Annotated in this window: 11 protein-coding genes; 2 read left to right on the top strand and 9 right to left on the bottom strand. The window is 60.8% G+C overall.

What is annotated here, in order from left to right:
• Positions 1-474: 474 nt before the first annotated feature.
• Positions 475-1,548 (top strand): AI-2E family transporter, encoded by a 1,074-nt coding sequence (locus KP010_RS05950; RefSeq protein WP_216280541.1) that lies wholly within the window; start codon positions 475-477, stop codon positions 1,546-1,548.
• A 9-nt stretch (positions 1,549-1,557) separates the two neighbouring features.
• On the opposite strand, the gene hpnK is transcribed toward KP010_RS05950, so the two are convergent.
• The 5 genes from hpnK to KP010_RS05925 form a co-directional block, all read right to left on the bottom strand.
• Entirely contained in the window at positions 1,558-2,400 is an 843-nt protein-coding gene (hpnK, locus tag KP010_RS05945; protein WP_371824193.1) for a hopanoid biosynthesis-associated protein HpnK, read from the bottom strand.
• Between the two features lie 5 nt (positions 2,401-2,405).
• On the bottom strand, positions 2,406-3,572 hold the full coding sequence (gene hpnI / locus KP010_RS05940) for a bacteriohopanetetrol glucosamine biosynthesis glycosyltransferase HpnI (RefSeq protein ID WP_371824226.1): 1,167 nt from the start codon (positions 3,570-3,572) through the stop codon (positions 2,406-2,408).
• Positions 3,573-3,608: 36 nt separating this feature from the next.
• Positions 3,609-4,283, bottom strand: a complete 675-nt coding sequence (locus KP010_RS05935) for a hypothetical protein (RefSeq protein WP_216280538.1) — start codon at positions 4,281-4,283, stop codon at positions 3,609-3,611.
• Positions 4,284-4,317: 34 nt separating this feature from the next.
• Positions 4,318-5,445 (bottom strand): cyclopropane-fatty-acyl-phospholipid synthase family protein, encoded by a 1,128-nt coding sequence (locus KP010_RS05930; protein WP_216280537.1) that lies wholly within the window; start codon positions 5,443-5,445, stop codon positions 4,318-4,320.
• Between the two features lie 160 nt (positions 5,446-5,605).
• A complete protein-coding gene (locus KP010_RS05925) occupies positions 5,606-6,652 on the bottom strand; it encodes a glycosyltransferase (RefSeq protein ID WP_216280536.1) in 1,047 nt (348 codons plus the stop codon).
• 500 nt (positions 6,653-7,152) lie between these two features.
• Between KP010_RS05925 and KP010_RS05920 the strand changes: the two genes are divergently transcribed.
• Complete coding sequence (locus tag KP010_RS05920) at positions 7,153-8,175, top strand: AI-2E family transporter (protein WP_216280535.1); 1,023 nt, start codon at positions 7,153-7,155, stop codon at positions 8,173-8,175.
• 305 nt (positions 8,176-8,480) lie between these two features.
• Here KP010_RS05920 and KP010_RS05915 read toward each other — a convergent pair whose 3' ends face one another.
• From KP010_RS05915 to KP010_RS05900, 4 genes are all read right to left on the bottom strand, one after another.
• Positions 8,481-9,149, bottom strand: a complete 669-nt coding sequence (locus tag KP010_RS05915) for a hypothetical protein (protein WP_216280534.1) — start codon at positions 9,147-9,149, stop codon at positions 8,481-8,483.
• A 412-nt stretch (positions 9,150-9,561) separates the two neighbouring features.
• Entirely contained in the window at positions 9,562-11,355 is a 1,794-nt protein-coding gene (locus KP010_RS05910) for a glycoside hydrolase family 15 protein (protein WP_216280533.1), read from the bottom strand.
• Positions 11,356-11,980: 625 nt separating this feature from the next.
• Entirely contained in the window at positions 11,981-13,312 is a 1,332-nt protein-coding gene (locus tag KP010_RS05905) for a DUF2254 domain-containing protein (RefSeq protein WP_216280532.1), read from the bottom strand.
• Positions 13,313-13,915: 603 nt separating this feature from the next.
• Positions 13,916-14,599, bottom strand: a complete 684-nt coding sequence (locus KP010_RS05900) for a CPBP family intramembrane glutamic endopeptidase (RefSeq protein ID WP_216280531.1) — start codon at positions 14,597-14,599, stop codon at positions 13,916-13,918.
• Positions 14,600-14,666 lie beyond the last annotated feature (67 nt).

Here is a 14,666-nt window from a genome sequence, read left to right as displayed (position 1 = left end):
CAGAGCGCCCTCAGGGCGCTCTGCAGGTCTACGGAGAGGGCGACAAAGCTCTCGTCGCCGAATGACATGGGCGGGCTCGAAACCAAAGAACGACCGGCATCGATGACCCAGAGGAACGCCTGCGACGGAGACGTCGAGATCATACACGTCGCAAGAGTCCCCTCATCCGTGAGCACAAACCGTTCGCTACTCCGCTTCAGCCTACATCTTTTCCTTGATCCCAGACCGCATCGGTCTTCCTCACATCCTGTTGCGCCCTTAATCGGCCGGCGCCCCCTGTCGCTGTGAAGTTTCGCGTTCAGCGCTCACCGAGCGGGCCACCGAAATCATTTATCTACTCGGCCACGGCGTGGGCGGACGTCCGGGAGCAAGCTACGCTGTCGACATTTTCCCGAGAAGGATTCTTCCTATCTCTTTGGCCGGCGGCGGCTACGAGATCGTCGTCCGATGCACGAGCCAAGGGGCAGGAGAAGAATGATGAGCTTCGATCGAAATGAATCGGACCCGCGCACTCCCCTTCGATCGCCGAATGCATCGCTTTGGATCATCGGCGTCACCGGCCTCGTTCTCTTCTACCTGCTGCGCTGGGTTTTGCTACCTTTCGTGATCGCGGCATTGGTTGCGCTCGTCTGTACGCCGCTCATCGACCGATGCGCTGCGCGGGGCAGGTCTCGAGGAGTCTGCGCGACCATCATTTTTCTTCTTGTCCTCACGATCGTGGCGGCGCTGGGATTTTTCGGGGCTTTGCCCTTAATCGGAGCCGTGGAGCGATTGGCCACAGGCGATATGCAGGACGCGATCGCCAAATTGGTTGAGGATACGACCGGAGGGCAGAGTCATTTTCTCGGACAACGCTTGGATGCGAATAGAGCGGCCGAATCCGCTACGGCGGCGCTTCGTAATTGGCTCGAGGAGCCGTCGAGGATCACCAAGCTGTCGTCCATTGCGATTGCCGCTCTATTCGGCGGCTTCTTGACATTGGTGCTGCTGCTTTACCTCTTGGTGAGCGGCCCCAGGCTCGCGCGCGGCTTGCTTTGGCTCGTTCCCGAACGCGAGCGCGGGAGGCTCGAAGCGATCTCGAGCGCCCTTGCGCCCGCTGTCAGGCGCTATTTCATCGGCGTTTTCATCATTGTCGTCTATGCGGCTGTCGTCGCCTATGTCGGGCTAGGGTTACTACTCGGGCTCCGGCATGCCGTCCCTCTCGCCGTGCTTACGGGCGTTCTCGAGCTTATACCTATCGTCGGCCCCGCCGCTTCTGCGATCACAGCGGGCCTAATTGCGCTGGCCCAGGCAAAGAGCATCGGAGCCGTCCTAGCCTACGCAGCCTATGCGGTGGCGCTTCGCTTGTCGATCGATCAGGTCGTTGGTCCGTTGGTGCTCGGCAAAGCAGCGCAGCTTCACCCGATCATCATCATCTTGAGTTTTCTCATCGGCGCAGCGCTCTTCGGCGTTTCAGGCGCGCTACTCGCGATTCCGTTTGCGCTCGCCGTAAAAGTGACGGTCGCTACGAGCCGAGGCCAGGAGGCCTTCGAAAATCCGCGAGCGTGATCCCCAGATCTATGCGTCGCCGTAGCCGCCGAGCAGCAGGCGAGAACTCCGCGCGGCCTCGATCGTCTCGGGTGCACAAAGGGCGTCGAATTCCTGCCGATATCCGTAGCCGGAAGCGTGCCCGACGAAGTGATCGACGACTGCTGGATGTGTATAGATTTCCGTGATCCCGTCCGGCGCCCCTTGAAGAAGGCCGAGGAGCCGCTTCTTAGTCATTGCGCCCGACCATGCCCAACCAAATACGGACGTTGGCGCGAGAAGCGTCGCGTTCCGCGCTCGACTCGCTAGCAGCCCGACAAAGAAATCCACCGTCCTCGGTTGCGGCTTGACGCCCGCTTCGATGCTAGCCAACATGCCGATCGGTTCACGAGGAACACGCATAGCTCGTAGCCCATAGCGCCGTCCTATCGAGATGATTTCGGCGGCGACAATCGGGTGAATATGATAATGGGCGTGCGCGTTCACATGGTCTAGCGGCAGGCCAGTCGCAACGAAAGCTTCGAACTGCGCCGTGATCTCCGCCCGCAGCTGGTGGCGAACGGAGGGCCGACACGCGATTTCCACTCCAAGTCGCGCGAGGTCGCGCCGAAATTGTTCCCCATCGAGGAGGTCGGGAATGTTTGAAAGCGGCGAGGTCGGCGCGCCGTCCACGAGCGTGACGTGAAGTCCGACCCGAAGAGTTTTAAGCTTGTGCGCCCTCGCGACCGCGTCGCCGGCCGCCGAAGCGCCGACCATCAAGCTGGCCGCGGTCAGAATTCCGGAGCAATGAGCGCGCTCGACGGCCTCATTCACCTCCGTCGCGAGGCCGAAATCATCGGCTGTGATGATGAGAGTTCCGCGACGTCGACACACGGCCGCTACTCGGACGGCGCCACTGTGACGCCAGATCGGTTTCCGTCGCTTTGTATCTTGCCGTTCCTGCGCATCTCGAGAGTCGTTCCCCGCCATTCGACACTATGTCCGAATAGGCTCGTTACGAATACAGCGAAGGACAAAAGGTCTCGAGCCGGAATGAGCTCGTGCGGTTGCCGGGCAAGCCCGAAGGCATGACGGACGCTCTCGCAGAGGAGGGCGCGACTGGCCAGCGCTGCGACGATCAGCACGAGGCCATGATGCCCCCCAACCGTGAAATCTATCAGCGCCATTGGAAGCGGATGGGTGATGACCGAGCCGCAATGCCCGAGAGGACAAATTTGGCGGATCGTTCGCGCTGCCCGCACCTCATTGGAGAAGAGCGCCTTGAGTGACTTCTCGAAGCAGAGATGGCCGAGGGAAGACGTCGCGATCGACACTTTGCGCCCCGCGGAACGGACTGCCATTCCGATAGCATGATCATCCGCGAGGCAATCGGCGAACGCCTGCAAGCCTCCGATGTTTTGGAGCGTGCTCTGTCGGATAGCGATCGTCGAGCCGAAGCACGGCCGCGCCAAGCCGAAACTGATAGCGAGAACGACGCTCGGTAGAAAATGCGCATTGATCGCCAGCGCCGCGTAGCGGGACCAAAGGGCCTTCGACGGCACACCGTGATAGAGGCACGTCACTGCGCCGACATCAGGTTGAGCGAACCAGGACACGACGTTGGTCAGATAATTCTGATCGACCTCGATGTCGCTGTCGGAGAGCACCAAAATCTCATGCCGGGCGTCCCTCGCCATGTTTACGAGGTTGGACACTTTACGATTTCCTCCGTGCTGGAGCGGGTCGATCCTGAGCTCGATGCGAGGTCCGACGGCGTCTTGAGCGATCCGTACCGCTTCGGTCGCAGGATCTGCGTGATCGCGAACACCACAAATCATTTGCAGCTCGCCTTCATAGCGCTGCTCACAGTACGCTTGGATTCTTTCGGCGAGCCGCGGCTCGGCTCCGTGCAATGGCTTCAATATCGTCACCGGAACGGCCGGCGCTTTCGGCTGGCCTCGGCGTCGGGAAAAGCGCAGCACGACTGCCGAGGCGACGAGAAGATAGACGCATCCGACAATTGCCATTGCGGAGGAGATGTCGGAGACGAGCTCGAATATTTTCACATCCAGCAAGGTCGACCTCCAAAGGAATAACGCTCGCTAAGCGACCGGCTGCTCCTTCCCTCCGAAGCGTCTTTCGAGATTGTTACGCGAAATATAGGTCAAGGTCCGGCATCGGAACAAAGTGTCGGCGTGCAGAGCCGACGCATTTTCGGCGAGAACCAGCATTGAGATTAGGATGTTCTCCCCGAACCAGTGAAGGCGCTCCTTATGGGACAACCTCGGCGTCGGAAGCTGCTCGAATCCGAAACGTGAAGCGACACGCGCGATTTGATTAGAGCGGCTCTGCGCGCCTAGGCTTAGATTGCCTCGAACTGCGCTGACCCCGTCGAGGGTCCGATTGCGCGCGAGATGAGCTGCCAGCTCTCTCAGCGAAGCGTCGATGCAGCGGTCGAGTTGCCGCGCCCAACCGAGGTTAGGGCCACCCTGAGGAGTGCGAGGGACGTGCTCGTTCCAAATATGAAGATCGAGGATCGGGGCGCCTCTTCGAAGAGGCGTTCCGTCCCCCAATATCGCGTCGATTGTGCTTTCAACCAGTTGAACACGAAAGAGACATTGTCCCAAATTCGAATATTCGTAGACCCCTTGTCGCCGCCGAAGATAAGCGTCGAGGGCGCGAATGCTCGATTTTAACAACGAATATTCTCCATCGGGCGAGCCTTCACGCCCTTGTTGCGCCGCCGAAGGTTCCATATCATCCTCGCGTTCAAACATTCGTTGAACGCGCCAAGCGCAGCGTCGTTGCATCTCAGATCAACTTTAAGCGATCCTGACGCGGCTCGGTGAGGACAGCAGCACCATCACTATACTGATGCTCCCGTGTCCAAGGACGAATGGCCGGCCAATCGTTCGATCCTGGCTTGTAAGCGAGGGCCTGCGCGACAGAGAGCCAACCCCGATCGAAGGCATACGCCATTCCAGCAAGATAGGTGTCCCAGATACGGAAGCGTTCGGGGCCTGCGCACGCAATCGCTTCGGCGGCTCGGGATTCAAGTCGCCGAGACCAGCAACGCAAGGTGCGCGCATAATGCGGCCGGAGATCTTCAATGTCGGCGAGCTCGAGGCCCGCGTCTGCGATCTCGTAGACGGTCCGCGACAGATGCGCGATGGCCCCGCCAGGAAAAACGTGACGAGCGATGAAATCTCCGAAGTCGGGTCCATGACTCTCGCCGTGCGGATCTGTGGCGATGACCCCGTGATTGAGGAAGGCTCCTCCAGGTCGAAGCAACCTCGCAATGCTGCCAAAATAGGTCCGCCAGTTGTCCACGCCGACATGTTCGTACATTCCGATCGACACGATTTTGTCGAAGCCTTCCTCGTCGACGAAGTCGCGATAATGTCGTAGACACACCTCGATCTGCTTTTCGAGGCCTTCTCGCGCGATCATTTCACGCATAAAGGCGTACTGATTCTCGCTCAGAGTGACGCCGACGCCTTCGATATCGTATCGGCGCGCCGCGAATTCGAGCAGTCCGCCCCATCCACATCCGACATCGAGCAGCCGCTCACCTGGCTTCAAGGCGAGCTTGCGGCAAACATGCTCCAGCTTCTGCTCCTGTGCGCTGTCTATATCTTCGTTTCCGAGACGGAAATAAGCGCAGGAGTAGATCATGCGCTCACCGAGCCATAGCCGATAAAACTCGTTCGAGACGTCGTAATGGCTGCGAATATCGCGCGCATCCTCGCGCCTGCGGCCGCGGGCCACGAGTCGATGAAACGAGAGAGCCGCCTTGGTCGCGACGAGACCGCCGATTCTGTCTGCGAATGCGATTCCAGCCTCCACGACATCGTCGATCTTCCCATCGACGGTCAAGCGCCCGTCGACATAGGCGTCACCGACTTTCGTCAGATCGCCGGAGATGAACGCTCGCAGCACGCCGGGCGATCGAATTGTGATCGTTGCGACTGGCGCAGTCCCGAGATCGACACTTTCTCCCGTCCATAAAATGAGCCGAAGCGCCGGGTGACAGGCGCCGAGCCTGGATTTGAAAAACAGGAGCGCTCGATAACTGATCGACATATTTTCGCCCGCCCGATCACGGATAGACACGACCTTTCCACCGTCTGCGTTTGAGACGGCGACGTCGGATGCTGTCGAAGGCGAGCGCCATTCCGACCGTATAGCCGACCGGAAACAGGAGACCATAGTACAGAGGTATGCCGAAATAGACGGAGCCGGAGAGATGCAGCCCTATGGCCGCTCCCAAGGCGCCTAGGGCAGGAACCGCCGCGAAGCACGCGGCGGCGGCGCCGTTCGCGCAATCCCATCCGTCGACGGCTGGCGTCAGCCATATCGCCCAGGCCAACGCCACCGCCGTCACGGCTGTGGTCGCCGTTCGCAGCGGACCACCCAGCGTTTCGACGAGATTTTTTGTCAATCCCGGCCAGAGGCTGCCCCATCCATTATACATTCGCGTCGACAGCATCTCGCGCCCGTCCAGCAATAGCACGCGGTCTCCGTTACGCTTCGCCGCCCGCGCCAGAGCCACATCCTCGCATATGGAGCCGCGAACAGCCGCATGGCCGCCAGCGGCTACATAGGCGCTGCGGCGAATCAGCATGAATTGGCCGGTGACCGTCGGCTCGTCGCACTCCTGTGACTGCGCCTTGCCCAGGTGACGGCAAAATCCCAGAGTATAAAGTCCGCATGGAATGATTATTCGCTCGGCGAAGCTGCGCAGCTCCTGCCGAGGAGCGAGAGACAGTATGTCGACGCATTCGGCGCTTGCCGCAACGACCGCGCTCGTGAGCAAGCTCGGCTCCGCTTTCATGTCCGCATCGATGAAGCATAACCACTCGGCGTCATCTACCGCGGCGCCGGCTCCGACCCAGCAGGCGTAGCACTTGCCCGTCCACCCCTCGGGAAGCGGGGGGCAACGGACAACCGTCAGGGAGGGTGCTCGGTGAGCGATCGATCGAGCAATCTCGATTGTCGCATCGACCGAATGATCGTCGATCAGACAAATCGAAAGGCGCTCACGCGGATAGTCCTGAGCAGCGAGGCTGACGAGACAACGCGCTATGTTTCTCTCTTCGTCGCGCGCGGGAATGATGATCGCTACGCTCGGCGCATTGTCGCCCATGTTCCGTGCTTTTTCTAGCCTTCGAAAATAGCCTCGCTGTCCATAGGCCCGCAGAATTAGCCAGCCTACGAGCAATGGCAGAATCCAGGACAGCGCTCCGTTCATGTGATCTCCCAAGACAGTGAACTATCCCGAAATCCGTAGCTCCGAAGCCCGCGCAGCCAGAGCCTCCCACGCGCGGCCCGCGAAGGCCGCCTCCGAATTGAAATGGCGGACGCTCGGGATGGTTCCCATCGCGGCACGGCACACGTCAGCTCGACGCACCGTCCGAGAAGATCACGGCCGGGACCGACTGCTTCGTAGCACGCCGTTACCGAGCGAGACCCGAATTCATGACAATGGATGGCGCTCCTGAGCCGAAACTGCGCGCGATTGACGCCGACCAGTTCGACGCCACTATTTCGTCGGGCCTCGCGAGATATGCGAAGACGACGACCTCCCAAATTATTTCGTCGAGCCGCGCTGAAGAACCGCCGAACGCGAAGGTGAAAGAGCTGTCGATGCAGACGACCCTGGGCGAATTCTCGAAGCGAGCCGCTGTGCTTGTCGCTTTCGCGCTCGTTCCCGTCTTGGTCTGGCGTTTGTTCGATGTGATTTTGATCTTGATCGGCGCCGGATTGTTCGCGATCCTGATCGAGGTCGTCGCGGAGCCGTTCCGGTGGGTCAGACTACCCAAAAGCCTAGCTCTGCTTTTGTCCGGAATCGTGATCGCCTGCGTGATCATCGGAACGGGCTATCTGTTCGGAACCAGAATAGCGGAGCAAATGGACGAAGTCATCCGCCGCGCTCAAGAAGCGCAAGGAAGCATAGTGGTTTCGCTCGAAAGCTCCCGTTTCGGAAAAGCCCTCGTCTCCCACATTCAGGCGGCGCAATTTCCCGTTACCGAAATCGCCGCTCGCTTTTTCAGCGTGAGCACGACTCTGCTGGCGGCCTTCGTTGTGACGATTTTCTTGGGAATCTACGTAGCTGCTCAGCCGGTCGTATACCGCGATGGCGTGATCAAGCTGTTTCCGCCGCACTCGCGAGCGCGCGTCGGAGAGACGATCGAGGCCGTCGCCAATGCCCTGCGCTTCTGGCTTTTTGGGCAATTGATCGAAATGGCGATCATCGCGATACTTTCCGGGTTGGCCGTCTGGATGATCGGACTGCCCTCCCCTATCGCCCTCGGGATCATCGCGGGCGTCGCAGAATTTGTTCCCTATCTCGGTCCGATCATCGCGGCCATTCCGGCCGTTCTCGTCGCCACGACATTGGGGCTGGGCGCCGTAATCTGGACTTTGACGGCCTATATGTTCATTCATCAGGCGGAGGGTCAGCTGATCATGCCCATCATTCAGCGACGTATGGTATATGTTCCTCCTGCGCTCATGCTGGCGAGCATTATTACGCTCACTTACCTCTTCGGATTGACGGCGGCCATTTTTGCAGCGCCCATAACGGTCATCCTATTCGTGACTGTCAACAAGCTCTATGTTCGCGACTCGCTGGGAGAGCCCGTTGCGCTCCCCGGCGAGGACAGCTGACGAAGCAAGCGTCTGAATGCCATTCGTGTGCGGATTTCGGTCGACACTGCGCTCCGAAACGACTTGGAAATTAGACGCATTCCGATGCGCCGAAGAGGTCGTGCCGCTCGAAGGAGCTGCGGAGCGCCGCCGTGATCCGAATCGTCGAACCATGCGGACTCGGGTCGGGTGTCGAATTTGAGCGCTCGGCTTTTCGTAATCTCATTCTACGCGCGACGACGTCGAACGATGGCCGATATATATGAGCAGCCACCCTCCTGCACGGAGCCGATTGTGCAGGAGGGGGTTTGTCGAGTTACGTGATCTCAACGCCGGGTCTCCGGCCTCATGAGAGACATCACGGTTGCGCTCAAAGCGCCCCCCGTCATCAGCACCGTAGCTCCCAATCCGAGTAGCGCGACTAACACCAAGGTGAGATCGTCTCCTTGGCCTGCCAGAGCGATAAGACCGAGCACGATCCCACCCAAGCCGGCGAGCACTTGAATTCCCGCCGAGCCGGATGCGAGCTCATTCGCGAGAACTTCGGCGCCGCCGGTCGTCGTCACGTCAGCGCTGTGCGATGAACCCATTTGACGGGTTGCATTAGCGCTCAGCAGCAATGCCGTGCCGAACGCGATCACAGCCACCGCCGTGAGCCGCAAAGGATGCACTCCCAGCAAGGCGAGAACGCCGAGAACTATTCCCGCGGCTCCGACGAGGAAGAGGAACGCGAGACCGCTGGCCTGGACTTCGGCGATCGAACGGCCCGATATGTTGGCAGCCCTGCCATGCACGCCCTCTGAAGCCATTGCCCCGGCCTGGACAAACAGAGCCACGCCAAAGACGATTGTCGCAATCGAGGTCAGAAGCTGCGGATCGACTCCCGCCAATCCGCAAATCGCCAGCACTATCGTCGCGACGCCACCCGCGGCGTCGATCAGTCCTCCATATGCGGCGTTTTCATATGCGGCGGATTGAACATAGGGCGTAGACATAGGCTTCTCCTTCTCATCGCCCCCGGGCGCGTAGCTAGCCTGAAAGAGTGATGGGACAAGTCAGTCATGCGCAATTTGGATATCTCGGGCTCTAGTGCGCAGCCTCAGACGGACCATGCAGGAACGCGGGCCAGCTCGTCGAAAAAGATCTTTGCCGGCTTCGTCGAGACGAATGGCTCGTCGGATTTGTTCTTTCGCCTGTGATGTATCGGGTGTCGTTCGCGCTTTGTCGCCGCGGCCGGTCCACAACTCGGTCGTCGGCTATTTGTCCGACCGATGAGATAGGCGTCGAACCGAATGATCGAGGCGTAGCTCGTATCGCGGGGATTTGGCGCCAAATCGACGAGATCATTGTAGCGAAGAGCGAGAGGCGGCGTTCCATTGCCTCCCAAGAACGAGAAGCGCACTCGGATCAGGAACTAGATCTTTGGTGAGCCGGCTTTTCGGCCATGCCAAGGTTATGGGCGCTGTTGATGAGCGCAATGTGAGAAAGCGCCTGCGGAAAGTTGCCGAGCATCCGCTTCGATCCCGCGTCGACTTCTTCGGACAATAGTCCGACATCATTGCGGAGCGCCAGCAGGCGTTCGAAAAGTGACCGCGCATCCTCGGTCCGTCCGAGAAGCGCCAGATTATCGACGAGCCAGAAGCTGCAGGCGAGAAAGGCGCCTTCGCCTTCGGCGAGACCGTCGTCGCCGTCGCCAGAGTCGTAGCGCATGACCAAGCCGTCGCGCAGGAGACGCCTTTCGATCGCGGCGACAGTGCTTCGCATGCGCGGATCTGCCGCCGGCAGAAATCCGACGAGCGGCGCGAGCAGCAGGCTCGCATCGAGACGTTTCGAACCATAACTTTGCACGAAGGCTCCGACTTCTCCGTCGAACCCGCGTCGGCAGACCTCCTCATGGATCTCCCTTCGCACAGCGCGCCATCGATCGAGCGGTCCTTGCTCTCCGAAGATTTCTGCCGTCTTGATCGCGCGATCGAAGGCGACCCAGGCCATCACTTTCGAAAGCGTGAATTGCCGAGGGCCACTCCTCATCTCCCAGACGCCATGGTCGGGGTCGCGCCAGGTCTGCTCGAGATGCGCCAGAAAGGCGCATTGGAGAGCCCAGCCCGCGGCGTCGGCGCGCAGCTTACCGCGTCTCGCATGGTAGAGCGCGTCGATCGTCTCGCCATAGATGTCGAGCTGCAGCTGGCTGCAGGCGGCATTGCCGATGCGAACAGGCCTGGAGTCCTCATAGCCGCAGAGCCAGGGCGCCTCCCATTCCTGTAGCCGTCGCTCTCCGTTCAGGCCATACATGATCTGAGCCTGCTCGGGCGCGCCCGCCACGGCGCGCAGCAGCCAGGCGCGCCACGCCCGCGCCTCTTCGAAATATCCGGCGTTCATCAAGGAGAGCAGCGTGAAAGTGGCGTCACGCAACCAGCAAAAGCGATAATCCCAATTGCGTCCGCCGCCGAGACGTTCTGGAAGTGACGTCGTCACGGCGGAGACAATTCCGCCGGTCGGACGATAGGTGAGAGCCTTCAGTGTGATGAGCGAGCGCGTCACTGCTTCTTGCCATTCGCCGATGGCGTTCGCGCTCGCCGTCCAGCAGCGCCAGAAGGTCTCGGCGTCGACGAGCGCGGCAAACGGATCGATTGCATCGGGAGCCGGCAGATGAGACGGGCCATAGCTCAGAACGAAGGGAACAGTTTCGCCGGCCGAGATATCGAACGCGGCCTTATGGGCGAGCCCGTCCGCCCTCAGCGGCGCCGGCGTGCGGAGCACGACCAGGTCGGGTCCGGCGACGGCCAGAAGCGCGCCTTCCTCGAAGCGAGTGATCCATGGCACGAGCGATCCATAGTCGAAGCGAATCACCAGCTCCACATCGACCGGCAGGACTCCACGCTTGCCGACGACGAGCCGCACGACATCAGACGCGTTTGCACTCGGCGGCATGAAATCGATGATGGTGGCTTCGCCTCGAGAGGTCTCTATGTCGGTCTCGAGGATCAGAGTATCCTTGCGATAGCGGCGGCTGATCCGCGCATTAGGATCCGCTGCGCCAACACGCCATCGCCCATTCTCTCGCGAGCCGATCAGTGCAGCGAAGCACGCCCCGGAATCGAAGCGTGGCCAGCACAGCCAATCGATCGAGCCGTCTCGCGCGACGAGGGCGGCGGTTTCGCAATCGCCGATCATCGCATAGTCTTCGATACGCGCCGCCATGCTCCGTTTTCGCTCCGGACTGCACCTCTCGCCGCAGATCACGCGAGCCACGAGCTCGGCGAAATGGAGGGTCCGGCGACCGGCTGCCTGCTCGATCTGCTCGCGGCAGCTGAAGCCATCGGCGCGGCTCCGTGTCTGTTCTGGAGCGGCGCACATTTTCGGCAAGAGCATGCGCTCTGAAACCAGCGGCGCGCGCCTTCCGCGTCGCGACCGACGCCCCCGAGTCGGGGCTCGGCTACAGCCATGCGAGCGAAGCGGCGCAGCGTGCGGGGCCCTCAGCAATGTCATCGCCGAAGGAGCTTTCGACATTCCGCGGCTCGGGGTCAAGATGGTCGACGCCATGCGCAATCTCTGCCGGCGACGCGGCGATGCACCTAGCGGTCGACGTAATCATCACTCTGACGCAGTTCCCAGGAACCTATTCCGTTGCGCAACGGCTGCATATGAGAGGCCACTGGCCGTCGTCGGAATATTCCGCGTCTCGCTCGGGCCGGCGTGCGCGGCGGCGTTTCGGTCGCCTTGGCCTTGTCGCTTCTGAACAATCGGGCCTGCGTCCAAGGCTCGACTCTGCCTTATTGGCAAAGCGAACCTTGCGATCTCACGCGCCGGCGCCTCGACCCAGCGGCTACTTTGATTTCCTGGTCTCCAAGCGCTCCAGGCAGCCCGTGACGCCATGTTCCGCCATCGCTTCAAAAGCGCCGTGGCGTTTGCGAATAGCGTCGAGATCTTCCGCCATCGCGATCGCATTGCTGGCGGTCGCCAGCACCAGATCGGCGTGGCGACGCAAAGCCGCGACGCGGTTGTCTCGATGCTCGCAGCTCGAGACGATGGTCAGCACGCTCAACATGTGGGCGAGCAGAGAGGGGCTATGCGAACCGTTCTGGCGGATCATATCGAACATCAAGTCGAGGAGCTGATCATAGTCGATGCTGGGGATCACCAGAACGGGCTTGCCGTCGCATTGCGACACGCCAGTGGGCAGGTGCAATGGAGCCAGACGGCAGAGCGCGTCGCCGAGACGATTTACGACGCTCATCGCCGTATGAGGATCGTTGATCGACGGCGAAAGCGCTCTGACTGCAACTTCGACGAGCTGCCGGACGGCAAACTCCATATCGGGCGATTCGTCACGTACCCGACCGAGCGCTGTAGCCTTGCGGATGACAGCTTCCGCGCCCTCGGCATTTCCTATTGCGAGAGCGATCGGCGCACCGGGAAACAAGTAGTCTCCAGGACGAACGAGCAATCGCAGCGCCACGCCATTGCGGACGCACCATCTGGCGAGTCCTTGATTGTCGAACTGCTGGAGATAGCCCCATCGCGGATCAATGAGCGTTGTGGCCTCACGCCAAAAGACCGCGGGCGGCGGCTCTGGTTGGGGGAGCCGCATTGTCGAAGCTTCCAAGGCCGCCCGAATATCTTCACTCACGAGGCCGATGACCGTGTCGACATTGATGCGACCCGCCATATGATCGACGAAGTAGACGAGAGCGCCAACGCAGAGCAAGGCGAGCATGATGCCGATGCTGAGCGATAGATGCGGAACGAATCCGCCCTCCTCGGGCGAGCGGACGGCGCGCAGCACCGTCAGCGCGTAGGCGAATGTCCCGAGGAAGGTGCCGAGAGTGAATTGATTGCCACGATCCCTGGTGAAGTTGCGCAGCAGGCGCGGCCCCATCTGATTGGCGGCGAGCGAGAGCGCCGCGATCGTGATGGAGAAAACCGTTCCGGCGACCCCTATGGTGGAAGAAGCGACAGCGCCGAGCAGCGTTCTGGCTCCCTTGGCGCCGCCATAATAAATCCAAGAGCTGCCTTTCAGCCATGCCGAAAGCGATCCGACCTCATCGACCTGCACCAGCGCGACCGCGAGAAGGACTCCGCCTATGGTCATCGCCCCCGGAAGCAGCCAGAAAGCTTCGCGAAGTGCGACAAGAGCCTTCTGAAGCCGAGCTTTCAAGTCCAACTCCGATTGTTCGAGCCCAGGGCCGAATCTCGACGCGCCGCGCGCGATTCGAACTCATAAATAGAGGCTTTCCAACGGCTATGTATCGGCGGTTCAACGACTTGTTCCGGGACGAGAAGGCGCGCTTATATGCGCTGGCGCTCGATGGTGACGAAAAGCGCGTGATGTCGATCGCCTCGAATCTGGGTCTTTGCCTCTGGACCGGGATCGCGCCGAGGGAGCGCGCTCGGCGCGCGGCGCCTGTTGCAGGCCGGATATATGGGGGGGTAAGGACTTTGCGCCGCTTGCCCAGGACTAAGCCGCATTTGCGTCAAGACAGCGAACCGGAAAGCCGATATCTCAGCGGTCGCACCCCGCGAACGGCGCGGTCTGCCACGCTAGGGCGCCGCGCCTGTGCTCGTCGGGCGCTGGGACTCGCATTTCGTGGAATAGTCATCGTGGATTGGATCTTGTCGCTGGTGTCGCCGTTCGTTGCGACGTCGTTCGGCGCCACCCTCGCCGTCACTCAACTCGCCTCGATGGCGCCTATCTGAAATTCATCGTCGCGCCGGTGATCTTGTACAGCTGCCTTCATCCAGGGTGAGGCTCACGTCTCCCTCAACTGTGAAAGCGCTCGAACGCGGGCAGCAGGACAATGGTGAGAAAATCCTGAAGGAAGTGCATCACGACCGGAGCCACCAGGCTTCTGCGCCACAAATAGACGAGCGCGAAAAGAGCCCCCATCGTCCCGACTGTCACGACGCCTGCCGATCCCTCGTAACCATGCCCGAGGGCGAAGACCGCCGAGGAGAGCAGCACCGAAGCCGTCGTGCTTCGCAGAATGCCCTGGAAGCGGAGCAGCAGGTAGCCGCGGAAAATGGTTTCCTCGGCCAAGGCGACGACCGTGACCAGAAGCGTGGCCAGGAGCGCTTCGGCGGCGCCCTTGTCATTCAGAAAGGATGGCAGCGGCGTCGTAGGCGCGGACAATCCAACGCGCACTAAAGCGCGTTCGAGCAGAGCCGCGCCTAGGAAGACCGGGGCGAAGCATACTATGCCGATGGCCAGTTCCCTCACCATGTGACGTCGCGTCCAGCCGAGGCGGTCGACCGGCTCGCCATTCCGCCAAAGGAAGTACAGTATCAAGCAAACCAGGCCCACATCACGGAAGATCGTTGCCGTGGCCGCCAGCACAAAGCTCAACTGCCCTTGTCGAATCACAAAGAGCGACAGAACCAGCGATGGAACGATGAGCAGCAGAAAGACGGCGACTTCGGACGTCAGGACCCTCCGGCTCGGCGCCATGCCCTGCTCCCTATTTTGGCGGCAGATCGAATGTCATCGAGGCGGTTGCCGCGTTTGTTGATGTCCC

Source organism: Methylosinus sp. KRF6 (genome assembly GCF_018887255.1).
Classification (GTDB): Bacteria; Pseudomonadota; Alphaproteobacteria; order Rhizobiales; family Beijerinckiaceae; genus Methylosinus; species Methylosinus sporium.
The sequence above is the reverse complement of the archived record's forward strand: the minus strand, read 5'-3'. Positions and strand labels throughout refer to the sequence as shown.

What these genes read in the sequence shown, in the direction of transcription:
- KP010_RS05950 (WP_216280541.1), top strand. Translation starts at nt 475, where the DNA reads ATGATGAGCTTCGATCGAAATGAATCGGACCCGCGCACTCCCCTTCGA.
- KP010_RS05935 (WP_216280538.1), bottom strand. Translation starts at nt 4,283, where the DNA reads ATGTTTGAACGCGAGGATGATATGGAACCTTCGGCGGCGCAACAAGGG.
- KP010_RS05925 (WP_216280536.1), bottom strand. Translation starts at nt 6,652, where the DNA reads ATGGGCGACAATGCGCCGAGCGTAGCGATCATCATTCCCGCGCGCGAC.
- KP010_RS05920 (WP_216280535.1), top strand. Translation starts at nt 7,153, where the DNA reads ATGCAGACGACCCTGGGCGAATTCTCGAAGCGAGCCGCTGTGCTTGTC.
- KP010_RS05915 (WP_216280534.1), bottom strand. Translation starts at nt 9,149, where the DNA reads ATGTCTACGCCCTATGTTCAATCCGCCGCATATGAAAACGCCGCATAT.
- KP010_RS05910 (WP_216280533.1), bottom strand. Translation starts at nt 11,355, where the DNA reads ATGGCGGCGCGTATCGAAGACTATGCGATGATCGGCGATTGCGAAACC.
- KP010_RS05900 (WP_216280531.1), bottom strand. Translation starts at nt 14,599, where the DNA reads ATGGCGCCGAGCCGGAGGGTCCTGACGTCCGAAGTCGCCGTCTTTCTG.